Source organism: Bifidobacterium castoris (assembly GCF_003952025.1).
GTDB classification, from domain to species: domain Bacteria; phylum Actinomycetota; class Actinomycetes; order Actinomycetales; family Bifidobacteriaceae; genus Bifidobacterium; species Bifidobacterium castoris.
Window position 1 is genome coordinate 44,122 of sequence record NZ_QXGI01000010.1, and the last position, 23,246, is coordinate 67,367.

20 protein-coding genes, 1 tRNA gene and 1 pseudogene are annotated in these 23,246 nt (G+C 67.0%); 5 read left to right on the plus strand and 17 right to left on the minus strand.

What is annotated here, in order from left to right; all coding sequences use genetic code 11:
• Positions 1–7: 7 nt before the first annotated feature.
• A complete protein-coding gene (serS, locus tag D2E22_RS09350; RefSeq protein WP_126032836.1) occupies positions 8–1,291 on the minus strand; it encodes a serine--tRNA ligase in 1,284 nt (427 codons plus the stop codon).
• Positions 1,292–1,472: 181 nt separating this feature from the next.
• Between serS and D2E22_RS09355 the strand changes: the two genes are divergently transcribed.
• Both D2E22_RS09355 and pgm read left to right on the plus strand, forming a co-directional pair.
• Positions 1,473–2,615, plus strand: coding sequence for a diacylglycerol/lipid kinase family protein (locus tag D2E22_RS09355; protein WP_126032837.1), 1,143 nt, complete (start codon positions 1,473–1,475; stop codon positions 2,613–2,615).
• 265 nt (positions 2,616–2,880) lie between these two features.
• A complete protein-coding gene (gene pgm / locus D2E22_RS09360) occupies positions 2,881–4,557 on the plus strand; it encodes a phosphoglucomutase (alpha-D-glucose-1,6-bisphosphate-dependent) (protein ID WP_126032838.1) in 1,677 nt (558 codons plus the stop codon).
• Between the two features lie 120 nt (positions 4,558–4,677).
• Here pgm and rpiA read toward each other — a convergent pair whose 3' ends face one another.
• The 4 genes from rpiA to D2E22_RS09380 form a co-directional block, all read right to left on the minus strand.
• Positions 4,678–5,379 (minus strand): ribose-5-phosphate isomerase RpiA, encoded by a 702-nt coding sequence (gene rpiA / locus D2E22_RS09365; protein WP_126032839.1) that lies wholly within the window; start codon positions 5,377–5,379, stop codon positions 4,678–4,680.
• 77 nt (positions 5,380–5,456) lie between these two features.
• The gene (locus tag D2E22_RS09370; RefSeq protein ID WP_126032840.1) at positions 5,457–6,572 is read right to left on the minus strand and encodes a ribonuclease H family protein; all 1,116 of its coding nucleotides are present in this window, start codon (positions 6,570–6,572) and stop codon (positions 5,457–5,459) included.
• A gap of 118 nt (positions 6,573–6,690) precedes the next feature.
• Positions 6,691–6,780 carry a 30S ribosomal protein bS22 gene (locus tag D2E22_RS09375; protein ID WP_004268639.1) on the minus strand — a complete coding sequence of 30 codons (90 nt, stop codon included), beginning with the start codon at positions 6,778–6,780 and terminating at the stop codon, positions 6,691–6,693.
• A gap of 88 nt (positions 6,781–6,868) precedes the next feature.
• Complete coding sequence (locus D2E22_RS09380; protein WP_164518499.1) at positions 6,869–7,492, minus strand: hypothetical protein; 624 nt, start codon at positions 7,490–7,492, stop codon at positions 6,869–6,871.
• A 521-nt stretch (positions 7,493–8,013) separates the two neighbouring features.
• Between D2E22_RS09380 and radA the strand changes: the two genes are divergently transcribed.
• The gene (radA, locus tag D2E22_RS09385) at positions 8,014–9,426 is read left to right on the plus strand and encodes a DNA repair protein RadA (RefSeq protein WP_126032841.1); all 1,413 of its coding nucleotides are present in this window, start codon (positions 8,014–8,016) and stop codon (positions 9,424–9,426) included.
• Between the two features lie 3 nt (positions 9,427–9,429).
• Here radA and D2E22_RS09390 read toward each other — a convergent pair whose 3' ends face one another.
• The 5 genes and pseudogenes from D2E22_RS09390 to nusA all read right to left on the minus strand — a co-directional run bounded on the left by D2E22_RS09390 (position 9,430) and on the right by nusA (position 16,607).
• Positions 9,430–10,677 (minus strand): riboflavin kinase, encoded by a 1,248-nt coding sequence (locus D2E22_RS09390; protein WP_126032842.1) that lies wholly within the window; start codon positions 10,675–10,677, stop codon positions 9,430–9,432.
• Between the two features lie 52 nt (positions 10,678–10,729).
• The gene (gene truB, locus D2E22_RS09395; protein WP_241218383.1) at positions 10,730–11,725 is read right to left on the minus strand and encodes a tRNA pseudouridine(55) synthase TruB; all 996 of its coding nucleotides are present in this window, start codon (positions 11,723–11,725) and stop codon (positions 10,730–10,732) included.
• A gap of 246 nt (positions 11,726–11,971) precedes the next feature.
• Positions 11,972–12,401, minus strand: a pseudogene (gene rbfA / locus D2E22_RS09400) (30S ribosome-binding factor RbfA); the annotation flags it as partial.
• 143 nt (positions 12,402–12,544) lie between these two features.
• On the minus strand, positions 12,545–15,319 hold the full coding sequence (infB, locus tag D2E22_RS09405) for a translation initiation factor IF-2 (protein ID WP_126032844.1): 2,775 nt from the start codon (positions 15,317–15,319) through the stop codon (positions 12,545–12,547).
• Positions 15,320–15,524: 205 nt separating this feature from the next.
• Positions 15,525–16,607 carry a transcription termination factor NusA gene (gene nusA, locus D2E22_RS09410; RefSeq protein WP_126032845.1) on the minus strand — a complete coding sequence of 361 codons (1,083 nt, stop codon included), beginning with the start codon at positions 16,605–16,607 and terminating at the stop codon, positions 15,525–15,527.
• Between the two features lie 72 nt (positions 16,608–16,679).
• Between nusA and D2E22_RS09415 the strand changes: the two genes are divergently transcribed.
• Together D2E22_RS09415 and D2E22_RS09420 are read left to right on the plus strand one after the other, a co-directional pair.
• Entirely contained in the window at positions 16,680–17,615 is a 936-nt protein-coding gene (locus tag D2E22_RS09415) for a hypothetical protein (protein ID WP_164518500.1), read from the plus strand.
• A gap of 151 nt (positions 17,616–17,766) precedes the next feature.
• Positions 17,767–17,855 (plus strand) — tRNA-Ser (locus D2E22_RS09420).
• A 667-nt stretch (positions 17,856–18,522) separates the two neighbouring features.
• On the opposite strand, the gene D2E22_RS09425 is transcribed toward D2E22_RS09420, so the two are convergent.
• From D2E22_RS09425 to infA, 7 genes are all read right to left on the minus strand, one after another.
• The gene (locus tag D2E22_RS09425; protein WP_126032847.1) at positions 18,523–19,440 is read right to left on the minus strand and encodes a tRNA pseudouridine synthase A; all 918 of its coding nucleotides are present in this window, start codon (positions 19,438–19,440) and stop codon (positions 18,523–18,525) included.
• A gap of 616 nt (positions 19,441–20,056) precedes the next feature.
• Positions 20,057–20,536 (minus strand): 50S ribosomal protein L17, encoded by a 480-nt coding sequence (gene rplQ, locus D2E22_RS09430; RefSeq protein WP_095612549.1) that lies wholly within the window; start codon positions 20,534–20,536, stop codon positions 20,057–20,059.
• Positions 20,537–20,628: 92 nt separating this feature from the next.
• Positions 20,629–21,624, minus strand: coding sequence for a DNA-directed RNA polymerase subunit alpha (locus tag D2E22_RS09435; protein WP_024540953.1), 996 nt, complete (start codon positions 21,622–21,624; stop codon positions 20,629–20,631).
• 76 nt (positions 21,625–21,700) lie between these two features.
• A complete protein-coding gene (gene rpsK, locus D2E22_RS09440; RefSeq protein WP_024540954.1) occupies positions 21,701–22,099 on the minus strand; it encodes a 30S ribosomal protein S11 in 399 nt (132 codons plus the stop codon).
• 84 nt (positions 22,100–22,183) lie between these two features.
• On the minus strand, positions 22,184–22,561 hold the full coding sequence (gene rpsM / locus D2E22_RS09445) for a 30S ribosomal protein S13 (RefSeq protein WP_024540955.1): 378 nt from the start codon (positions 22,559–22,561) through the stop codon (positions 22,184–22,186).
• Positions 22,562–22,690: 129 nt separating this feature from the next.
• Positions 22,691–22,804, minus strand: coding sequence for a 50S ribosomal protein L36 (rpmJ, locus tag D2E22_RS09450; RefSeq protein ID WP_003814578.1), 114 nt, complete (start codon positions 22,802–22,804; stop codon positions 22,691–22,693).
• Between the two features lie 25 nt (positions 22,805–22,829).
• Positions 22,830–23,048: a translation initiation factor IF-1 gene (gene infA / locus D2E22_RS09455; protein WP_004268611.1), complete on the minus strand. Its 219-nt coding sequence runs from the start codon at positions 23,046–23,048 to the stop codon at positions 22,830–22,832.
• Positions 23,049–23,246: the final 198 nt, after the last annotated feature.

Below are 23,246 nucleotides of genomic sequence, written 5' to 3' on the forward strand. Positions count from 1 at the left end.
CGTGCGGTCACGCCTCCCACGCCGTCGGCTCGATGACCTCCTTGCCGCCCATGTAGGGACGCATCGCCTTCGGCACGACGATCGAGCCGTCCTTGAGCTGGTGGTTCTCCATGATCGCGACGAGCCAGCGCGTCGTCGCGAGCGTGCCGTTGAGCGTGGCGACCGGCTCGGTGCCGTTCTCGACGCGTTCGCGGATGTTGAGACGGCGCGCCTGGTACTGCGTGCAGTTCGACGTCGACGTGAGCTCGCGGTAGCGTCCCTGCGTCGGCACCCACGCCTCGCAGTCGAACTTGCGCGCGGCCGACGAGCCGAGGTCGCCGGTGGCCGTGTCGATGACGCGGTACGGCACCTCGACCTTGCCGAGCATCTCCTCCTCCATCGCGAGCAGCTGCCTGTGCTGCTCGTAGGAGTCCTCGGGCTTGCAATAGACGAACATCTCGACCTTGTCGAACTGGTGGACGCGGATGATGCCGGAGGTGTCCTTGCCGGCGGCGCCCGCCTCGCGGCGGTAGCACGAGCTCCAGCCGCAGTAGCGCAGCGGGCCGTGGCTCAGGTCGAGGATCTCGTCCTCGTGCATGCCCGCGAGCGCGACCTCGGAGGTGCCGACGAGGTAGTCCTCGTCGGGTTCGCGCAGACGGTAGATCTCGTCGGCGTGCGAGTTGAGGAAGCCGGTGCCGCGCATCACTTCGGGACGCACGAGCGTCGGCGTGATCGCGAGCACGAAGTCGTGCTCCTGCGCCTGGTCGACGGCCATCGTCAGCATCGCGATCTGCATGCGCGCGATGTCGCCGCGCAGGAAGTAGAAGCGCGATCCGGAGACCTTGACGCCGCGCTTCATGTCGATGCCGGCGACGCCCTCGCCGAGCGCGAGGTGGTCCTTCGGCTCGAAGCCCTCCGCCGCGAAGTCGCGGATCCGGCCGACCTTCTTGACGACGACGTAGTCGTCCTCGCCGCCTTCCGGCGCCTCCGGCTCGACGATGTTCGACAGCTGCCACATCGCCGTGGTGTACTGTTCGTTCGCCGTGTCCGCGTCCGCCTTGTACGCGGAGACCTGCTCGGAGAGCTCCTTCGTCTGCGCGATGAGCGCGGCCTTCTCGTCGGCGGCCGCCTTCGCGACCTGCTTGCCGATCTCCTTCTGCCTGGCGCGCGCCTCCTCGTACTTCTTGAGCGAGGTGCGGCGCACCTCGTCGCTTCTGAGGACCTCGTCGACGAGTTCGACCGACTCGCCGCGCTTGCGCTGGGATTCCTTGACGACTTCAGGGTGTTCACGGATGAATTGAATATCGAGCATGGCTTAAGCGTAATGCGCGAAGCCGACAGCTGACCGTTGTTTTCCCGCCATTTCCGCGACGCATACGATCCCCGCGCCGCCGCCGCGCACATCGCTTGCTAATATGGGAGACCGGTAGCTGGCGCGGACGCCGCCATGGGTGCGGCGCCGGCGGGCGGGCGAAGAGAAGCGAGGGCGAGCCATGAACCAACAGACACTGATCATTCTCGCGGTGATGATCGCGCTCATTGCGCTCATCATCGCGATCATCGCCGCCATCCGCATCACGATGCACCGCCGGCGTGTGCAGCGTCTCGAGCAGCGCCGCGACGATCAGGTCCATTACGCGTTCATCATCAACCCGTCCAAGCCGACCGCCGCGACGACGCGCGCGCGCATCGAGCAGTACTGCGCGCGCAAAGGGCTGACCGAAATCATGTTCATCGACACGCAGCTCGACAAGGACGGCCGCGTCTGCACGATGGAGGCGCTCGAGCGCGGCGCCGACGTCGTCATCGCCGTCGGCGGCGACGGCACGGTGCGCACGGTCGCCTCCGCGCTCGGCGGCACCGGCCACGCGATGGGCATCATCCCGATCGGCACCGGCAATCTGTTCGCGCGCAACATGGGCATCCCGATCGACGACGTCGAGGCCGCGCTGACGATCGCGGTCTCCCACGGCTCGCACCGCGTCGACGTCGGCCGCCTGCGGATCCTCGACGACCCGGGCGAGGACCATGCGCACGCGTTCCTGATCATCGCCGGCGTCGGCTTCGACGCCGTGATGATCGACGACACCGACCCCAAGCTCAAGAAGAACATCAGCTGGCTCGCCTACTTCATCTCCGGCGCGAAGCATCTGTTCGCGCCGAAGTACCATGCTTCAATCACGATCGAGGGCGCCGACGGCAACGCATACACGCAGCAGGATACCGAGTTCCGCACGTTCATGGCCGGCAACTGCGGCCAGATCCCGGTGTTCTCGCTGATGCCGGACGCATCGTTCAACGACGGGCTGCTCGATTTCGAGATGATCGACACCAACGGCGGCCTGATCGGCTGGGCGAACCTCTTCGGCGACGTCGTGCACCAGACGATCACCGGCAAGGCCTCGCAGAGCCCGTTGTCGACGCATTCGCACATCGACCAGATGCAGGGCGTGCAGGCCGAGGTCATGCTCGACAAGCCGGTGCCGGCGCAGGTCGACGGCGACATGCTGCCCGAGACGCGGCACATCCTGTTCTCCGTCGACCGTGAGGCGCTCCTCGTGCGGGTGCCGCTCGACGACGGCATCAGCGCGACGACGCAGATCGCGCCAATCAAAGCGCCGCTCGCCAAGGACTGAGCGCATACTGCCGGACTCGCGCCGCACGCCCCGGCCCTTGCGCGACGGAACGGACGGGGCGTGCGGCGCATCGACTGCGAACGATGGACATCCGATGCGCCGCGCATCCCTCCCCGCCCCTCTTTTCCGCGCATGACGTCGACGACGCCGCTTTTGCAATCGATGTCATCTCTGCGCCACCAGCTAAACTGGAACCGCGTCTGCACGGCGGCCACGCCCTGCAGCATGGAGCAGTAACTGTTGTCCCCATCAGAATGAAGGAAGTATGGTTGCACCTAACGCGGGCATGCCCGCCACTGAAGCAGATCTGATCAACGTCGACGAGGTCATCGGCAAGTACTATGACGTCGTCCCCGATCCGTCGGTCCCCGAGGAGCGCGTCATCTTCGGCACCTCCGGCCACCGCGGCTCCTCGCTGAAGACCTCGTTCAACGAGGCGCACATCGTCGCGATCACGCAGGCGATCGCCGAGTACCGCAAGGCCGCCGGCGTCACCGGTCCGCTCTACATCGGCCGCGACACGCACGCGCTGAGCCTGCCGGCCTGGAAGACCGCGATCGAGGTGCTCGTCGCGAACGACGTGCGCGTGCGCATCGACTCGCGCGACGACTTCACGCCGACCCCGGTCGTCTCCCAGGCGATCCTGACGCACAACCGCGCGGCAGACGGCACGCAGCGCTTCGAGGGCGCCGACCTCGCCGACGGCATCGTCGTGACGCCGTCGCACAACCCGCCGACCGACGGCGGCTTCAAGTACGATCCGGTCACCGGCGGCCCGGCGCCGTCCGACGTGACGAACGCGATCGCAAACCGCGCGAACGAGCTGCTCGGCGACTTCAGGAACGTCAAGCGCGTGCCCTTCGAGCAGGCGATCAAGTCGGACCTCGTCGAACGCTTCGACTTCCGCGAGCACTACGTCGACGACCTCAAGAACGTCATCGACTTCGACGTCATCCGCAACTCCGGCGTGCGCCTCGGCATCGACCCGCTCGGCGGCGCCTCGGTCAACTACTGGCCGCTCATCAACGAGAAGTACGGCCTCGACATCGGCGTCATCCGCCCCGACGTCGACCCGACGTGGCGCTTCATGACGATCGACCACGACGGCAAGATCCGCATGGACCCGTCGTCGCAGTACGCGATGAAGGGCCTCGTCGACGAGCTCAACGCCGGCGCCTGGGACAAGTACGACCTCGTCGGCGGCACCGATCCGGATGCCGACCGCCACGGCATCGTCTGCCCGAACTGGGGCGTCATGAACCCGAACCACTACCTCGCCGTGTGCGTCGAGTACCTGTTCGGCGGCAACCGTCCCGACTGGCCGGCGGGCACCGGCGTCGGCAAGACGCTCGTCTCCTCGTCGCTCATCGACCGCGTCGCCGCGTCGATCGACGCGCGCGTCGTCGAGGTCCCGGTCGGCTTCAAGTGGTTCGTCGATCCGTTGTTCACCGGCGAGATCGCGTTCGGCGGCGAGGAGAGCTCCGGCATGAGCTTCCTGCGCTTCAACGGCCGCGTCTGGACGACCGACAAGGACGGCCTGATCCCCGACCTGCTCGCGGCCGAGATCACCGGCAAGACCGGCAAGAACCCGGCGCAGCTCCATCAGGAGCAGGTCGAGCGCTTCGGCGAAAGCTGGTACAGCCGCATCGACACGCCGACGACGCTCGAGCAGAAGCAGAAGTTCGCCAAGCTCGACGCGAAGGACGTCACGGCCACGACGCTCGGCGGCGAGGACATCACCGCGATCCTGACGAAGGCCCCGGGCAACGACGCGCCGATCGGCGGCATCAAGGTCGTCACCGAGGACAACTGGTTCGCGGCGCGCCCCTCCGGCACCGAGAACATCTACAAGGTGTACGCGGAGTCCTTCGTCTCCCCCGAGACGCTCGACGCCGTCCTCGACGAGGCCACGCAGGTCGTCGACAAGGCGCTCGGCGAGTGAGCGCCGCGCGGGCGCCGACGGACGCCCGCGCTCATCGGCTGACGCATAGGGAGGCCCCCGCAACCCGGCCGGGTTGCGGGGGCCTCCCTATGCGTCAGACCGACGCCGCGACGGGGGCGCTCACGCCTTGTTCGGGTTGACGAGCGTGCGCGGGCCGTTCGGGTCACCGACGATGACCTCGTTGACCATGTCGAGGAACAGGCCGTCCTCGACGACGCCGACCATGTTGATGAGGTCCTCGTGCAGAGCCGCCGGGTCTTCGATGCGCTCGAGGTGCAGGTCGACGACGTAGTTGTTCTCATCGGTGCGCACCGGCTTGCCGTCGGCGTCGAGACGCAGCGTCGGCTTGTAGCCGCGCTCCTTCATGCGCTCGATGACGTGCATCGCGCCGAAGGGGATGACCTCGACCGGCAGCGGGAACTGGCCGATGACGTCGACGAGCTTCGAGGCATCGACGATCCAGACGATGCGGTCCGAGTTGATCGCGACGATCTTCTCCCACAGCAGCGCCGCGCCGCCGCCCTTGATGCCGTTGAAGTCCTTGTCCACCTCGTCGGCGCCGTCGATGCACAGGTCGATGTGGTCGACCTCGTCGATGTTGACGATCTTGATGCCGTAGCCTTCCGCTTGCTCCTGCGTGCGGCGAGACGTCGTCACGCCGGTGAACTCAAGGCCCTCCTCCTGCTTGCGGCGGCCGAGTTCGTCGACGAGGAAGCGGACCGTGGAACCGGTGCCGAGTCCGACGATCATGCCGCTCTTGACGAGCTTCGCCGCCTCGATGCCGGCTTCCTTCTTCATTGCATCCTGCTGTGCCTTATCCATGGCGCTCCTTTTGTTTCGTCCATCCGGGAATCGCGTCCCGGCTGCCTTCCAAGTGTAGTGGAATCGAACGAACACCGTCATCGCGGACGGTGGACGAGGAACGGCGCGCCATCGAGCGTGATCGTGCCGTCGCCGTCAACGGTTCCCTCGACCTCGATGTAGCCGCGTATCGCGCGCGGGCGGCCGTCGTATTGGGGGCTCGACGATGGCGGCGGCGTGAACGTGACCGTCCCGTGCACATGCAGTCCGCTGTGCCGCAGCAGCGGCTCGTCCGACGTCGTGTACGCCCCGCTTTCCGGGGACGACGACGTGGGCCGGGCGGACGGTGCAGACTGTGCGGGCGGCGCGGGCTGGACGCGCTGGTCGGCGTCGTGCGTCGTCGATTCCTCGGTCGGTGCAACGTCGTCATGCACGTCAGGCGCATCGCATGCGCCGTCGGCGTCATGCGCGGCGTGCCGGGCGTCGGCGTCGCGGGCGGCCGCCGGCGACGTATCGACGTCCGCCTTGCGCACGGCGCTCTCATCGGCGTCGACGATGCCGTCGGCATCCACGGCCTTCGGACCATCCGGATCCCCTTCGCCGCCGATGCAGCGCGCGCGCCGGTAGTCGGTCTGGGAGAGTTCGCCGTCGAGCAGCATCCGCGCGTCGAGCGGCATGTCGAGGCCGCGCGCGTACGACGACGCGAGCAGCGACTGCCATCCCTCCTTCGGCAGGTAGCCGTCGCGCACCGATGCACGGCAGTCGCCGGCGTAGGTGCGCGCGAGCTCGTCGACCTTCTCGTTGCCGGCGTTGCCGGCGTGTCCCTTGACCCAGACAAAGCGGACGGGTCCCTCACGGCGCCGGATCTCGTCGTCGATCGCGCGGATGAGCTCCGCGTTCTTCACCGGCTCCTTCTTCGAGTTCCGCCAGCCGTTCTTCTTCCAGCCGTGCACCCATTTCGTCGAGCAGTTGATCGCGTACTGCGAATCGGTTTCGATGACGAGCTCCTCGTCGCCGCGGTGCGTGCGCAGCGCCTCGAGCACGGCGCACAGCTCGCCGATCTGGTTCGTGCCGTTCGTCGCGCCGCCGGCGTCGCAGTCGCCGGTGTGGTCATGGCCGCGCGTCTCATGCGTCGGATGGTCCGCCCACGCCCAGCCCATCGGGCCGTTGGGGTTGCCGAGCGCGGAGCCGTCTGTGGAAACTGTGATCGTCATGGCTTCCAATGTACGCGCAAGCGCGGCCCGGCGCCATATGAAAAAGCGGTCCCGCGGCACGCACGAGAACCGTGCATGGCCGCGGGACCGCGTTTTGACGCTCTATCGCGTGATAAGACTACTTGCGCTGGTGGCGAGTCTTACGCAGCAGTTTGCGGTGCTTCTTCTTGCTCATCCGCTTGCGGCGCTTCTTGATGACCGAGCCCATCGTCAGCCTCCGTTCCTTACTTGAAAGTTTGCAACTTGCCTAACGTTACACCGTTCAGCCGACTTTCGCGAGTCGGCGTGCGCAGCGCTCACAGCGGGAACAGCTTGAACACGGTCTCGACGGAGGACTTCGGCCCGCTGAGGCGCACGCACACGGTGTCGTTGCGCCACACGGCGGTCGCCTGCGCGTCGTCGCCCCCGCTCGCGTTCACGACGTAGGCGCCGGCGTTAGCGCCGTTGACCTTGACGTTGCCGGCGGCGATCTCGTCGCCTTCGAGCAGCTTGGTGAGCGCGTTGTACTGCGTGACCGCCTCCTGTTCGCTCGCCCACTGTCCGACGACGACCTGCACGTCCTTGGCCTCGTCGCCGGTCGAATACGTGAGCCGGTACTCCTCGAGCGGCGACGAGGAGTCCCATTCGTCGGTGGCCTGCGCGTCGGTGCGCGCGAAGTCCGAGACATGCTCGGGCATCGCCTTGAGCAGTTCCGACGCGTTCGCCGGCAGCGCCTTCGCGTCGATCGTCGGTTTCGCCGAGGCGACCGCCGTCGGCACGTCCATCGGCTCCGGCACATGGCGCACCGCCCATCCCGGCCATGCGAAGGCGCTGAGGATCGCGAGCATGACGACGGCGGCGACCGAGAACACGACGATGCGCGCCTTGCGCGCCGTCGACGAGGTCTGCGTCTGCTGCTGCTTGCCGGAATTGACTGCCATGTGGCCCATCTTGGCACATCCTTCTGACCGTGTCCGCCACGCGCGCAGCCGTCGGCCGCCGCGGCCGGTCGCATCGAACGCGACCGTCATGCCCTGCCGCATGGCTCCGATGCCCGCGGACGCATAACTCGAGAATTCACCCGAATCGTCGAGCTATGCGACCGCGCTCCCCGGTTCCCTCCTCGTTGCGTGATGCGAATGAGCTGTGTTGTGCGATTCCGCATGATGACGATTGCTTCGATGGTCGTCGTGTGCATATATGTGCGCTTTCGTCATGGGTCGCCGATCCGTCACCGAGCGCGGGGCGCATCACCCGATAATCGTCTCAAACAATCGAGTTATGCACGGCGGGCGCGGCGGCAACCGCGCGCGTGCGCGAAGCCGGTGACGCCGTCGTTCTTCGGCTTCTCCTCGCCCCCGTGCCCTTGCGCGCGTGCGCGAAGCCAGATTCTAGCCGGCAACACGTCGGCGGCAGACCCGCGCCCTTGCGCGCGTGCGCGAAGGCCGCTAGGTTGCTGCATATGGCGAAAAGCAATGTGAGCTACGTATGCACCGAGTGCGGGTGGACCGGCGCGAAATGGTTCGGCCGCTGCCCCGAATGCGGCCAGTGGGGCACGATCGAGGAGTTCCACGAGGCGCGTCCCGCCGCATCCTCGCAGCGCACGGCCGCGCCCGGCCGCACGTCGCGCACGGCGCCGACGGCGGTCGCGCTGAGCGCCGCGCAGCCGATCACCGACGTCGACACGGCTTCCGTCACCCGCGTGCCCACCGGTTTCGGCGAATTCGACCGCGTGCTCGGCGGCGGCATCGTCCCCGGCTCGGTCGTGCTCATCGCCGGCGAGCCCGGCATCGGCAAATCCACGCTGCTGCTGGAGACGGCGGGCAACATCGCGCGCCACACGCCGTCGGGCAACGTCCTGTACATCTCCGGCGAGGAATCGCAGGCGCAGGTGCGGCTGCGCGCCTCGCGCATCGACGCCGTCGAGGCGAACCTGCTGCTCGCCTCGACGACCGACCTCGCCACCGTGCTCGGCCTCATCGACCAGCACAGGCCGGCGCTCGCGATCGTCGATTCGGCGCAGACGATCGTCTCCCAGGACGTCGACGGAATCTCCGGCGGCTCCACGCAGGTGCGCGAGGTCGCGAGCGCGCTCATCGACACGGCGAAGTCGCTCGACGTGCCGGTGCTGCTCGTCGGCCATGTCACGAAGGACGGTTCGATCGCAGGCCCGCGCACGCTCGAGCATCTCGTCGACGTCGTCTGCCAGTTCGAGGGCGATCCGCAGACGGCGCTGCGGCTGCTGCGCGCCGTGAAGAACCGTTTCGGCCCGACCGACGAGGTCGGCTGCTTCGACATGAGCGGCGTCGGCATCGAGGAGGTCGTCGATCCGGCCGGGCTGTTCCTGTCGTCGAACGAGACGCCCGTCGACGGCACCTGCGTCACGTTCACGCTCGACGGCCACCGTTCGCTGCCGGTGGAGGTGCAGGCGCTCGTGACGGATTCGGTGCTGCCCACGCCCCGGCGCGCCGTCAACGGCGTCGACGTGAACCGCATCGCGATGCTCGTCGCCGTCCTCTACCGCCATGGCGGCCTGTCGCTGCTGAGCCGCGACCTGTACATCTCGACGATCGCCGGCGGCGTCGCGAAGGAGCCGAGCTGCGACCTGGCGATCGTCGCGGCGCTCGCGAGCGCGGCGACGTCCACGCCGATCGCGCGTTCGACGTGCGCGGTCGGCGAGATCTCGCTGACCGGTCAGGTGCGTCCGGTGCCGCGTCTCGAATACCGGCTGCGTGAGGCGGCGCGTCTTGGGTTCACGACGGCGCTTGTGCCGCCGATGCGCACGCCGCCGTCGGTTCCGGGGCTGCGCATCGTCGAGGTGTGTTCGCTGCGTGACGCGCTCGACTCGCTCAAACTGACGAAACGCGGCAAGTGACGGCTACTCGCCGACGATCCTCAGCGTTTCGTCGGCGTTGCGTTTGAGTTCGTCGGCGAGTTCCTGCGCCGAGTCGAACCTGATCTGCGGACGCAGGAAGCGCGCGAATTCGACGCGCACACGGTGCCCGTAGAGCTCGAGCCAGTCGTCGGTGACGGCGTACGCCTCGAGGACGCGCTCGTCGTGGCCGCTGTCCTCGCTGAAGGTCGGCTTGCTGCCGATCGAGATCGCCGCCGGCCATCGGTACGGCAAATGCGGCGCGAGACGGTTTTCGGCGCCGCCGGAGGTGTACGGCTGCGCGATCGACGCGACACCGCCGTCGGCGAGGTCGCCGAAGGGGCGCTGCGACTGCACGTACGCCTCATCGCTGCCCAGGTCGATGAGCCAGCCCGCGTATACGCCGTCGACGGGCAGGTATCCGTCGATCGGCGCGACGAGGTTCGCAGTCGGGAACCCGATCGTGCGTCCGCGTTCCTCGCCGTGCGTCACCGTGCCTTCGACGCCGTGCATATGGCCGAGGATGCGGTTCGCGTCTGCGATGCGTCCCTGGCTGAGCAGCCATCGCACGTTCGTCGAGCTCAGTTCGCGCACCTCGCGCGCGTTGACGCGTTTGCTCCAGGCGCGCCGTTCGGCCTTGTCCATCCCCGCGAGGGGGTCGACGGGCTCCCCCGCCTGCAGCGGCGCCTGCGCCTTGAAGGCCGCGGGCACGCGCACATGGCCGCCGTTGTCATCGACGACGTCGAGTTCGAACACGCCGGTCGCCTGCGCGAGCGTCCCGATCTTCTTCACGTCGCCTTCGAGGCCGGCGCCCATGCGCGCGTCACGACCGAGCACGAGCGTGCGCATGCCGAGCCTGCCGACGAGCTGTCCGAGGAAGAAGCGGAACGATTTCGCGGCGAACGCGAGATCGTAGCGGACGATGAGCACGTAGTCGACGCCGAGGCCGTCCATCATCCGCAGCCGTTCGTCGACGCCGCTGATCGCCTGCGCGTCGTGCACGCCGTCGGGCACGCCGATGCCGGCGTGCGTCTTCGCGTATTCGTGCACGAAGGCGGGACGCGGATCGAACATGATGACGACGGCGAAGCTGCCGGTCGCCTTCGCGAGTTCGACGGTGCGCCGGATGACGGCCTGATGTCCGCGGTGCACGCCGTCGAATACGCCGACGGTGACGACCGATTTCTTCGATGTGCTCAACGTCGGCCATGCGACGGTGCCGCCCTCGTCCGGTTCGAGCCGAATGATGTTCATGTCTGCTGTCCTCCTGTTGCCAAATCCGTGTGCCCGGCCCGCGCGCCGCGTCTCACCGTGCCGCCGGGAACACGGCGGTCGGCCTGATGGCGTCCGCGTTCGCCTGTTCGACGATCGCGACGACGTCGCCGTCCTCCTCGACGATCGCCGCGCTTGCGGCGCCGACCCGTCCTTTGATCCATCGCCCGTAGCGCAGGTCGCGTGCCTCGTCCCGGCTCACCGCGAGCGTCGGCATCGCCTCGCGCACGGCGTCGGCCATCGTGATGAGATGCGCCGCCATGCCGTCGGCGGACACGTCGAGCACTGCGCGGGCGTGCGTCACCTCTTCGCCGTCGCGATTCGTGAACTCGCGAGTCTCGGTGTGCGCGGCCACGACGTGCGGGTCGTCGACGGTGAAGGCGCCGACCGCGATCCTGCGCAGCCGTGTCAGATGCGCGCCGCAGCCGAAGGCCGCGCCGAGGTCGCGTGCGAGCGCGCGGATATAGGTGCCGGCCGAGCACGTCACCGTCACGTCGACGTCGAGCACGGCGCCGCCGTTCGCGGCCGCGGCCTGCCGGCCCTCCCCCACGTCGAAGCGCAGGATCGTCACCGGCCGCGCCTGGAGCTCGACCTGTTCACCGGCCCGCGCGAGGTCGTAGGCGCGCCGCCCGTGCACCTTGATCGCCGAGTAGGCGTTCGGCACCTGCTCGATCGTGCCGTGGAACTCTCGTGAAACAACGTCGCAGATCATCTCGGGGCTCGGCAGCGAGGACGCGCGCGGCGCCTCGACGATCTCCCCGTCGGCGTCGTCGGTCGTCGTGCGCTGGCCGAAGCGGATCGTCGCCGCGTAGGTCTTCGTATGGTCGACGATGACGTTGAGCAGCCGCGTCGCGTTGCCGACACCGACGACGAGCACGCCGGTGGCCATCGGGTCGAGCGTGCCGGCGTGGCCGACACGGCGCATGTGCACGGCCGCACGCACGGCGCCGACGACGTCGTGGCTCGTCACGCCCTGCGGCTTGTCGACGATGAACAGTCCGTTGAGCGGCTGCGCGCCGCCGTCCTTCACCGCCACCGGCTCAGTCCCGTGTCTCGTCGACCGTCGTCTCCGGCCGCGTGCACGCCGCCATCCGGGACGTGTCGGACGGCACGTCGTCCTCGTCGTCGTCGAAGTCCTCGAGCTCCTCGACCTCGACGACGTCACCGGCGTATTCGTTGTAGTCGTCCTTGTCCAGATGCTCGAGGTCGTCAAGTTCGCGCTCGGTCTCGGCGGCGTCCGCGCCGGAACGGTCGGCGAGGTCCTCCTGTTCGAAGTCGTCGTGCCGGTACGGGTCGGCGTCGCCGGCGTACTGCGCGCTCGCGCGCAGCTTCGCAAGCTCCTCGTCGCGCTTGCGCGCGGTGACGAGGATGTCCTCGATCTCATGCGCTTCGCCGGGCACCTCGTCGAAGACGAACTCGAGCTGCGGCGTGAGCCTCAGCCCGGCCTTCGCGCCGACGAGCGAACGCAGCCGTCCCCTCGCCTGGTTGAGCGCGGTGCGTGCGCGCTTGCGCTCGCCGTCGTCGTTGCCGGTGTGCGACAGCGTCGTCCAGTAGACTTTCGCGATCTGCAGGTCGTTGGTCACATGGACGTCGGTGATCGTCACGTTCTTGAGTCGCTTGTCGTGCAGCGTCGACTCCATGTTCGACGCGATGACGCGCTGGATGAGCGCCGCGATGCGTGCGGCGCGCGGATTGGTTGACTGCATGGGTTCTTCTTTCCTTGACTGCCTGTCTGGTCTCGGCTCACGCTAGAGTCCAGCGTACCCGAATGTCTCCTGCAACGGGAAACGCCCATAGCCAAGGGGCCATGGGCGTTTCCCGTCACCGCTTGCCGCCGGGGGCGGCGATGCTACTTGCGTTCGATCTCGCGCATCTCGAAGGTCTCGATGATGTCGCCGATCTCGATGTCATTGAACGATCCGAGGTTGATGCCCGCCTCGTATCCTTCGGTGACCGACTTGACGTCGTCCTTGAAGCGGCGCAGCGACGAGATCTCGAGGTCGTTGACGGTCGCGACGCCGTCGCGCAGGATGCGCGCCTTCGTGCCGCGCTTGACTTCGCCGTCGAGGACCATGACGCCGGCGATGTTGCCGAACTTCGACGAGCGGAAGATCTCGCGGATCTCCGAGTGCGAGGTCGTGACCTCCTCGTACTCCGGCTTGAGCATGCCCTTGAGCGAGGCCTCGATGTCCTCGATCGCCTTGTAGATGACCGAGTAGTACTTGATCTCGACGCCTTCGCGCTCGGCGAGGTCCGCGACCTGACGGTTCGGACGCACGTTGAAGCCGATGATGACGGCCTTGTCGACGCTCGCGAGGTTGACGTCGTTCTGCGTGATCGCGCCCACGCCGCGGTGGATGACCTGGATGCCGACCTCGTCGGAGACCTCGATCTTCATCAGCGAGTCCTCAAGCGCCTCGACCGAGCCGGACGAGTCGCCCTTGATGACGATGTTGAGCATGTCGATCTCGGATTCGGCGAGCTTCTTCTTGAAGTCCTCGAGCGAGACGACCTTGCGTCGCTTCGCGAGCTGCGCGGCACGTTCGGTGGCCTGGCGCTTCTCGGCGATCTGGCGCGCGGCGCGGTCGTCGGGCGCGACGAGGAACAGGTCGCCCGCGGTCGGCACCGACGTCAGGCCGAGCACCTGGACCGGCGTGGACGGGCCTGCGGCCTCCATGTTCTTGCCGTTCTCGTCGAGCATCGCGCGGACGCGTCCATAGGACGTGCCGGCCACGATGGAATCGCCGATGTGCAGCGTGCCGGCCTGCACGAGCACGGTAGCGACGGCGCCGCGGCCCTTGTCGAGCCTCGCCTCGACGGTCGCGCCGCGTGCGTCCATGTCCGGGTTGGCGCGCAGGTCGAGTTCGGCGTCGGCCGTGAGCAGCACGGCTTCGAGCAGCTTGTCGACGTTCGTGCCCTGCTTCGCGGAGATGTCGACGAACATCGTGTTGCCGCCGTACTCCTCGGGAATCAGGCCGAATTCGGTGAGCTGGCCGCGCACCTTCTCCGGGTTGGCGCCCTCGACGTCGATCTTGTTGACGGCGACGACGATCGGCACGTGCGCCGACTGCGCATGGTTGATCGCCTCGACGGTCTGCGGCATGACGCCGTCATCGGCCGCGACGACGAGGATCGCCACGTCGGTGAGTTCGGCGCCGCGGGCGCGCATCGCCGTGAAGGCCTCGTGGCCCGGGGTGTCGAGGAACGTGATCTTGCGTTCCTCGCCCTCGAGGTCGACGGTCACCTGGTAGGCGCCGATGCGCTGCGTGATGCCGCCGGCCTCGCGGGAGACGACGTTCGTGCGGCGGATCGTGTCGAGCAGGCGCGTCTTGCCGTGGTCGACGTGGCCCATGACGGTGACGACCGGCGGACGCGGCTGCAGATCCTCGTCCTCTTGCAGCTCCTCCGATTCGAGGTCGATGTCGAACTGCTGGAGCAGCTCCTTGTCCTCCTCCTCGGCGGAGACGATCTTGATGTTCCAGCCGATCTCCTCGCCGAGGATCTGGAACGTCGCCTCGTCGAGCGACTGCGTCGCCGTGGCCATCTCACCGAGATGGAACAGCACGGTGACGAGCGCCGCCGGATTGACGTTGATCTTCTCCGCGAGGTCGGCGAGCGAGGCGCCCTGACGCAGACGGATCGTCTGTCCGTTGCCCTTCGGGATGCGCACGCCGCCGATGACCGGTGCTTTCAGCTCCTCGTACTCATGGCGCTTCGCGAGACGGTTCTTGCGCGCCTTCGACGACTTGCCGCCCTGACGGCCGAACGCTCCGGCCGCGCCGCCGCGGCCACGGCCGCCGCCACGCGACGGACCGTTGCTTGGACCGCTGCCCTGGAAGCCGCCGCCGTTGCCGCCGAAGCGGTTGCCGCCCGGACGCGCGCCGGTGCCGGCGCCCTGCCCCTGACGGTGCTGGCCCCACTGGCCCGGACGCGCGCCGGTGCCCGGACCCGGACGTCCGCGGAATCCGCCGCGCTGGCCGGGACGGCCGCCACGGCGGTTCTCGTTGTTGTTGACGGTCGGACGCGCCATCGGATGCGGACGCGGGATGTCCGCGGGCGTCGGCGTATGCATGCCCTGCTTGCGGCTGAACGGGTTGTTGCCCGGACGCGGCGCATGCTGCTGCGGCTGCTGCGCGCCGCCCTTGCCGGCGTTCTGCTGGCCCGGACGCGGGGCGCGCGGCCCCGGCGTCGGCGCCGCCGGCTTCGAGCCGTGCTGGCTCGGCTTCGCGTTCGCGCGCGGCTGCGCGGAGCGCGGATTGCGCTGCTCGCGTTCCTCGTTCCTGCGGCCGCCGTTGCGTGCGCCCGGCTTGGCGGCCGGACGCGGGGCGCGCGGCCCCGGCGTCGGCGCCGCCGGCTTCGAGGCCTCCGCCGCAGCCGGCTTCGGAGCAGCGGCCGGACCCGGCTTCGGAGCGTTGTGCTTCTTCGCGACCGGCTTCTTCGCATTGGATTCCTGGGACGCCTCACCCGGCTTCGGGAATGCGGCCTTGAGGCGGCGCACGACCGGCGCCTCCACGGTCGACGAGGCGGATTTGACGAATTCGCCCATGTCCTTGAGCTTTTCAAGAACGGTCTTGCTGTCTACGCCAAGTTCCTTGGCGAGCTCATATACGCGTGCTTTCGGCACTCAATTTCTCCTATTCCTCAGCCGCGCGTATGCGAGCGCAGCTGCTATCTTCTCACGGCGAGCTTTCGGTTTCTCATCGTGCAACCATGGTTGTTCACCCTCGTTCTTGTCCTGAGCGCCGCGCGTGCGCGCGCCGGTCAGTTTGCGGCCCAGCTTACTCCCGCCGTTGGATACGGACGGCGGAAGTAAGCGGGCGACGAACGACTCAGCCGCGGGCCTCGTCGCCGTCCGTCTCGACGGCCTTGTGCTCGCCATGTGCGCGCACCAGCTGCTCGGCCTTCTTCCGCGCGTACGCCTCCTCGGATTCGATGCCGATCTTCCAGCCGGTGAGCTTGGCGGCGAGACGCGCGTTCTGCCCCTCCTTGCCGATCGCGAGCGACAGCTGGTCCTCGGGGATGAAGGCGATGGCCGTCTGGTTCTTCTCGCTGACGACGTGCACGTCGGTGACGTTCGCCGGAGACAGCGCGGCGGCGATGAACTTCGCCGGGTCGTTCGACCAGTCGACGATGTCGATCTTCTCCTGGCCGAGGTTCTCGATGACGGCACGCACGCGCGAACCGCCCGGTCCGATCAGCGCGCCCTTCGGGTTGACGCCCTGCGTGTTCGCGCGCACGGCGACCTTCGTGCGGGCGCCCGCCTCTCGCGCGATCGCCATGATGGACACGGCGCCGGAGACGAGCTCCGGGACCTCGCGCTCGAAGAGCTTGCGCACGAGCTCCGGATGGGAGCGCGAGACGATGATCTCGGGGCCCTTGAGGCCGCGCGACACGTTGACGACGTAGACGCGGATGCGCTCGCCGTGGCGGTAGCGTTCACCCGGCACCTGCTCGCGACGCGGCAGCAGCGCCTCGACGTCGCCGACGGCCACATGCACGTTGGCGGTGTCCTTCGCGTCCTGCTGGACGACGCCGGTGATGAGCTTGCCCTTCTGCCCGGAGAAGGCGCCGAAGATCTTGTCGTCCTCCGCCTTGCGGAACAGCTGGGAGATGACCTGGCGCGCCGTGGACGCCGCGAGGCGGCCGAAGTCCTTCGGCGTATCGTCGTATTCCTCACCGAGCGCGGGCGCCGGGTGCGGGTTGTCTTCGGTGGGTTCCTGGGCGATTTCGTCGCGCGCCCAGATCGTGAAGCTGCCTGCGCGCGGGTCGAGTTCGACTCGTGCGTGCTTGGCGGCGTGCGGGGTCTTGAGATAGGCGAGGCGCAGCGCCTCGGAGAGCGCCTCATCAACGGTTTCTGCATCGATGTCCTGCTCACGCGCGAGCTGGTGGATTCCGTTCAGGTCCAGTTCCATATGCAGACCTCCTCTGAAGTTATGTACGAGCCTATGCCCTATGGTCACAGTCCATCATTAGTGTAATATCTCATGCAGACACCTTTCACCCCGTCGATTGCCCGAGCTCAAGCACGCCGCCGTCCATGGCGCAGGATGCGCGCGCAGCTCGTCGCGGCCGCCGCCGTTTGCGCCCTCGTCGCGCCGACGGCGGCCTGCTCGGCGCCACGCGTCGAGGGCCGCGCGGAATCCGAGCAGAGCGTCGATGTCTGCGAGACGCTGCTCGGCGAGGCTGCCGCCGCGTCGGGGCACGGCGACGAGGCCGGCGCGCCGAAGATCGCGCGGTACATGGCCTTCGAGGACGCGGCGCACCGCTGGCTCGACGTCGCCATCCAATGCCCTGCGCGTTTCGCCGAGGGCACACTGCGCAGCGCGCAGGCGCAGGCCGCCGCGCACACGCTCGCCGGCACGGTCGGCGCCTCCTATGAACCGCTCACCGTCGAGCGTCTCGACGACGTCGACACGCTCGACATCGGCGGCGACGCGCTCGCGAAGCTCGCGCTCGCCGAGGACCGCGCCGGCTTCGCCACCGAAGTGCTCGCCGGTCGTTTCGCCGACGGTGTAGCCGAGGACGCGACGACGGCGCGCCTCGTCAAGGACGGCGACCTGCTCGCGATGAGCGACAACCACAAGGAGACGGCGTCGCGGCTCATGCATCTGTCCGACGGGGCGAAGGACCTGCGCCGCAAGGTGTATGCGACGCAGGAGCTCACGGCGCACAGCGGACAGGCCGTCGACCCGGCGACCGGCCTTCGGGCGAACACCGTCGCCATTCTGGAGATCGACTGCGCGCGCGAGGGGCTCGCGGCCTTCGACGCCTCCGCGCACATCGACTACACGGCGATGTCCGCGCAGCAGCGCACGCAGACGCGCGCCGCGCTGGCGCAGCTGTCGATGCTCATCGCGACGCATGCGTACACGGCCTTCACGCTCGGCTATCCCCGCACCGACGACGTCCTCTTCGACTGATCCGCATCCTACGGACGCCCTGCCGCGATTCGCTGCGCCGGCCGGATTGATCCGCACCGTCCGCAAACGCGGTCTTCGGCCGCGACATGCCGAGGATTTGACGTGAGCGCAACCTGTGCCATAATAAACAAGTTGCTTGATTGCAGCGAATGGATGAGTGTCCGAGCGGTCTAAGGAGCACGCCTCGAAAGCGTGTGAGGGCAACCCCCTCCGCGAGTTCGAATCTCGCCTCATCCGCCATCAGGGTTTCCGGCTTCGCCCGGAAACCCTTTTTGCATATAGGCCAGAGAGTTGTTGCTTTAGGGTTATAGGCCAAAAAGTGTGTCTGGCTAGTCGGTGTCTTTCCATGGTGTGCTGGTGTGGAATTCGTTCCAGTCGATGCAGCGCATCCCGCAGATCCTCGCCCTTGACGATCGCGTTCTCACGTCTCCATGCAACCGTGACGACATTCCCCGCGGGAATGCCAACATGCCGACACGCCTGCAACCGCAAGGCGAACAAGGCTCTTAAGCAACAACTCTCTGGCCTATATGCCCTTTTTTCTTGTCATCCGCACTCCCCACACACGCCACGGCACCGCGCCCGGCACACCGCATCGTCCCGCCCAGCGCACGCATACGCCCCACCAGGACCCCAACCGCCCCGCAACGTCCCACACCGCGCGTAGGTACGCCCCGCAAGCCGCCAGCACACCCTTGCGTCCGCCACCGCGTACCCATACGCGCGTCAGGATTCCAACGCGCCCTGCACCGTCCCGCCTCGCGCACCCATGCGCCCCACAGGACGCCAACGTGACCCCTTGCGTCCGCCGCCGCGTACCCATACGCGTGCCGGCACGCCAACACGCCCCGCAACATCCCACCTCGCGCACCCATACGCCTCACAGGACGCCAACGCGCCCCGCCGGTCAGTCCTCCGGCAACGTGCGGCGCGCCCGGATCGCCTCGGCACGCGACGCCAGCTCGTCGTCGGCCGGATACGCGATGTGCTCGAGCGTCAGCCCCTGCGGCGCGATCGGACCGGTCGAGCCTTCGCGCAACGGCACCGACATCTTGCCGGCGAACCAGTCGACGTCGCGTTTGCCCATCCCCACCTGCACGCAGGCGCCGACGAGCGAGCGCACCATGTTGCGCGCGAACGCGTCGGCGACGATCGTGAAGCACAGCAGCCCCGATTCGACTGCCGGCGTCCGGTAGCGCTCCCCCATGCCGCCGTCGAGCAGCGGACGCGCAGGCACGCGCGCCCAATACGCGGTCTTCACGTCGCGGATCGTCGTCCCTCCCGGATTCGCTATGGCGAAGGAACCGAAGTCGTGCAGTCCGAGCGTCAATGCGGCGGCCTCGTTCATCCGCGCGACGTCAAGCGCGCGGTCGGTGCGCCATACGAAGTCCTTGAGCCGTGGATCCCATCGCGCATGCGCGTCGGCAATCCGGTACACGTAGGTGCGTTCGAGCGCGGAAAAGCGCGCGTCGAAGCCGTCGGGCGCGACGGTGATTTCATGGATGGCGATGTCGTCGGGCATCATGCGCGACAGCCTCGTCGCCAGCGCCTGCACCGGCGTGAGCCGCATATGCCCGACGCAGCGCGCGAGAGCGGCGTCGTCGACGTCGATGTGGCAGACCTGATGCGAGGCGTGCACGCCGGCGTCGGTGCGGCCGGCGACGGTCAGCCGCGGCGCGTCGGCACCGTCATCGCCGCCATGCGATCCGAGGATCCTGCCGAGGGACTCCTCGATCGTCCCCTGCACGGTCCTGCCCTGCGGCTGCACCGCCCAGCCGTGGAAGGCGGCGCCGTTGTATGCCAGATCGATTCGTAAGCGCGTCACATGGCGAGCTTAGCAAATGCGCCGGCCGCGCTCAGCGTTCGTGGCGCCTGCGCAGCCCGGAGAAGGCGTACCAGAAAGTCGATCGAGAACACGACGGCAGCGTCCATCTCGGTTCTGGTCACCGTGCCGATGTCGGCCGGCAGGTCGTCGCCCGGACCGATGGTGTAGGTGCCCCGTAGGGGAGAATTTCGGGGATCGTGACGGTATAGTTCGTGCCCGCCTCACCCCCACCACGGCGAGCGTCAGCGTGATGTCCGAAGGCGCGTCGGCCACGTTGCCGATCCGGTCCGCGCTCAGATACAGCTTCGCCTTGCCATCCGCGCTGTTCGCGGTCAAAGCGCCGTCATCGCGACGGCCAGCGGTGCCGTGATGAGGCGGCGGCGCCTCGATGCGCGCATTGCGGTTTGGTCCCTGTATCCGTTCCATAGTCGTTTCCAACGCTGGACCCACTATGCAGCGTTGTCGTGCGATGCGTCACGCCCGCGGCATCGTCCGCCCATGGGGATAAGTCCGGTCTCGGCCGCCCAGACCGCCTAGGATGACCGGCACGTATCACACAAAGAAAAAGGGCCAGCACCTTGAAGGTGCTGGCCCTCGAACGGTCAGTGGACCGGACTCACTCGGCGTTCTCGGCCTCGTTCGTCTCGGTCTCGGCCGGAGCCTCAACCGGGGCCTCCTCCTTGGCGGCGACCTTCGTCGCTGCCTCGGCTTCCTTGACGACCGCCTTCTTCGGGCTCACCGGCTCGGTGACGAGCGCGATGATCGCGGCCGGGGCGGAATCGCCCTTGCGCGGAGCGATCTTGACGATGCGGGTGTAGCCGCCCTCACGCTGTTCCATCTGCTCGGCGATCTCGGTGAAGAGCTTGTGGACGACGGACTTGTTGCGGATGACGCGCATCACACGACGGCGCGAGTGCAGATCGCCGCGCTTCGCGAAGGTGATCAGGCGCTCGGCGAGCGGGCGGAGGCGCTTGGCCTTCGGCAGCGTCGTGGTGATGCGGCCGTGCTCGAACAGGCTGGTGGCCATGTTCGCGAGCATCAGGCGCTCGTGTGCCGGGCTGGAAGCCAGACGTGGGCCTTTCTTAGGTGTAGGCATTGTTTCTCCTTGCATGCCCCGCCGGGCTCAGGTGGGCAACTGCCCGAGCATCCGAGACCGGCGAAGCGGTGGTTGTGTCAAAGGGGTCGGTCTCACTCGTCCTCAGGCGAGAAGAAGGTGCCACCTTCGAGGTTGCTGGTATCGAAGCCGAGCGGCGAGGCCTTGAGCGACAGTCCCAGGGACTGGAGCTTCTCCTTGACCTCATCGATGGACTTCATACCGAAATTACGGATGTCGAGCAGATCCTGCTCCGTGTGGTTGACCAGCTCGCCGACCGTGTGGATGCCTTCACGCTTGAGGCAGTTGTAGCTGCGCTGCGTGAGGTTGAGATCCTCGATCGGGACCGCCATCTCCGGATCGGCCTCCTCCACGACGGGGGCGGGGCCGACTTCGACGCCCTCGGCCTGCGTGTTGAGCTCACGGCACAGGCCGAAGAGCTCCACGAGCGTCGAGCCCGCGGAAGCGACGGCGTCGCGCGGGGAAATGGCCGGCTTGGTCTCCACATCCAGAATGAGCCGGTCGAAATCGGTGCGCTGTTCGACGCGCGTCGCCTCGACCTTGTAGCTCACCTTGAGCACCGGCGAATAGATGGAATCGACCGGGATGCGGCCGATCTCATCACCATCCTGCTTGTTCATCTGCGCCGGGACGTAACCGCGGCCGCGCTCGACCGTGAACTCGATCTCGAGTTCGCCGTCGTCGGCGAGGGTCGCGATGTGCATCTCCGGATTGGCGATCGTGACGCCGGCCGGCGGGGTGATGTCCCCCGCGGTGGCCTCACCCTTGCCGCTCTTGCGCAGATACATGACAACGGGCTCGTCATATTCGCTCGTGAGCACGATGCCTTTGATGTTGAGCAGGATCTCAGTGACGTCTTCCTCAACTCCCGGCAGAGTGGTGAACTCGTGCAGGGCACCGGAAATACGCACCGACGTGACTGCCGCTCCCGGAATCGAGCTCAAGAGGGTACGGCGAAGCGAGTTGCCAAGCGTGTAGCCGAAACCCGGCTCGAGTGGTTCGATGATGAAACGGGAACGCTGAGGGTTGAGCGATTCCTCGGTAAGTGTCGGACGCTGTGCGATAAGCACTGTGTTATCCTTTCAGCTTCGGCCGATGGTGCACTCATCGGCCTCAAGCGGCTCTATGGATGGTATGGTCTAGTGCTCAGACGTGGCGACGCTTCGGAGGACGCACGCCGTTGAAAGCCACCGGCGTCGCATCGGTGATCGAACCGACTTCGAGACCTGCGGACTGCAGGGAACGGATGGCGGTCTCACGACCGGAACCCGGGCCCTTGACGAAGACATCGACCTTCTTGACGCCGTGCTCCATGGCCTTGCGGGCCGCGGACTCGGCTGCCATGCCGGCGGCGTACGGCGTGGACTTGCGGGAGCCCTTGAAACCGACGTCGCCACCGGACGCCCAGGACACAACCGCGCCGGACGGATCGGTGATGGAGATGATGGTGTTGTTGAACGTTGACTTGATGTGCGCCTGACCGACCGGGATCGACTTGCGATCGCGGCGACGAGTCTTGCGCGCAGCCTGCTTTTGAGCTGCCATTGACCCTCGTTTCCTTGTAACGAACTCTTGGTTGATTTGGCGCGGCGATGGTGCGAGCCGTGGCCGCGACCCGGGGCTCACCTATTACTTGGTGGCCTTCTTCTTTCCGGCGACCGTGCGCTTCGGTCCCTTACGGGTACGCGCATTGGTCTTGGTACGCTGTCCGCGGACCGGGAGTCCCTTACGGTGACGCATGCCCTGGTAGCAGTTGATCTGAATCTTACGACGGATATCGGCGTCGATCTCACGACGCAGATCGCCTTCGATCTTGTAGTTGGACTCGAGGTAATCACGCAGCGTGATCAGCTGCTCATCCGTCAGATCCTTGACGCGGGTGTCCGGGTTGATTCCGGTCGCGGCAAGGGTTTCCTTCGCACGAGTGCGGCCCACACCGAAGATGTAGGTCAGCGCGATCTCGATGCGCTTGTCATTGGGGATGTCGACTCCGGCAAGACGTGCCATTGCGATTCCTTCTGTTTCACGCAGGTCTTGCACCGAGTCTCCCGGTCTCCCGGCCCGGGCCTGCGCTCCCGGGGTTCAGTCCGATGGGACTGTGACTTAGTGCCTGGATTGGTGTGCCGCTGGGTCTGCTCAGCCCTGACGCTGCTTGTGACGCGGGTTGGTGCAGATCACCATGACGCGGCCGTGACGACGGATCACACGGCAGTTCTCGCAGATCCTCTTCACACTTGGGCTAACCTTCATGGTTGTTCCTTACTTTGGTTGTACCTTACTTGTAGCGGTACGTAATCCGACCACGATTGAGATCGTACGGGCTCATCTCAAGCACGACGCGGTCCTGCGGCAGGATGCGGATGTAGTTCTTGCGCATCTTGCCCGAGATCGTCGCCAGCACGATATGCTTGTTCTCCAGTTCGACGCGGAACATCGCGTTCGGCAATGCCTCGACGACTCGTCCTTCGACTTCAATCACACCGTCTTTTGCCATAATCCCGATTCCATTCGATGATCGACTTACTGCTGTGTCCGAAGACACACCAAATTGCAAGAATACACGAAAAGCATCGAGATTCAAATACGGCGTGTCGTATTACATCCCGCCGTGCACAACCGGCGCCGCTCCCCCGCTATTCCCCGACGCATGCCGCGCCGTCCTCCCGAAAGCCCGCATATGCGACGACGTGCG

Excerpts from the sequence above, each read along its gene's own strand:
- serS (WP_126032836.1), bottom strand. The coding sequence starts at position 1,291 with ATGCTCGATATTCAATTCATCCGTGAACACCCTGAAGTCGTCAAGGAA.
- D2E22_RS09355 (WP_126032837.1), top strand. The coding sequence starts at position 1,473 with ATGAACCAACAGACACTGATCATTCTCGCGGTGATGATCGCGCTCATT.
- pgm (WP_126032838.1), top strand. The coding sequence starts at position 2,881 with ATGGTTGCACCTAACGCGGGCATGCCCGCCACTGAAGCAGATCTGATC.
- rpiA (WP_126032839.1), bottom strand. The coding sequence starts at position 5,379 with ATGGATAAGGCACAGCAGGATGCAATGAAGAAGGAAGCCGGCATCGAG.
- D2E22_RS09370 (WP_126032840.1), bottom strand. The coding sequence starts at position 6,572 with ATGACGATCACAGTTTCCACAGACGGCTCCGCGCTCGGCAACCCCAAC.
- D2E22_RS09375 (WP_004268639.1), bottom strand. The coding sequence starts at position 6,780 with ATGGGCTCGGTCATCAAGAAGCGCCGCAAGCGGATGAGCAAGAAGAAG.
- D2E22_RS09380 (WP_164518499.1), bottom strand. The coding sequence starts at position 7,492 with ATGGCAGTCAATTCCGGCAAGCAGCAGCAGACGCAGACCTCGTCGACG.
- radA (WP_126032841.1), top strand. The coding sequence starts at position 8,014 with ATGGCGAAAAGCAATGTGAGCTACGTATGCACCGAGTGCGGGTGGACC.
- D2E22_RS09390 (WP_126032842.1), bottom strand. The coding sequence starts at position 10,677 with ATGAACATCATTCGGCTCGAACCGGACGAGGGCGGCACCGTCGCATGG.
- nusA (WP_126032845.1), bottom strand. The coding sequence starts at position 16,607 with ATGGAACTGGACCTGAACGGAATCCACCAGCTCGCGCGTGAGCAGGAC.
- D2E22_RS09415 (WP_164518500.1), top strand. The coding sequence starts at position 16,680 with ATGCAGACACCTTTCACCCCGTCGATTGCCCGAGCTCAAGCACGCCGC.
- rplQ (WP_095612549.1), bottom strand. The coding sequence starts at position 20,536 with ATGCCTACACCTAAGAAAGGCCCACGTCTGGCTTCCAGCCCGGCACAC.
- rpsK (WP_024540954.1), bottom strand. The coding sequence starts at position 22,099 with ATGGCAGCTCAAAAGCAGGCTGCGCGCAAGACTCGTCGCCGCGATCGC.
- rpsM (WP_024540955.1), bottom strand. The coding sequence starts at position 22,561 with ATGGCACGTCTTGCCGGAGTCGACATCCCCAATGACAAGCGCATCGAG.
- rpmJ (WP_003814578.1), bottom strand. The coding sequence starts at position 22,804 with ATGAAGGTTAGCCCAAGTGTGAAGAGGATCTGCGAGAACTGCCGTGTG.
- infA (WP_004268611.1), bottom strand. The coding sequence starts at position 23,048 with ATGGCAAAAGACGGTGTGATTGAAGTCGAAGGACGAGTCGTCGAGGCA.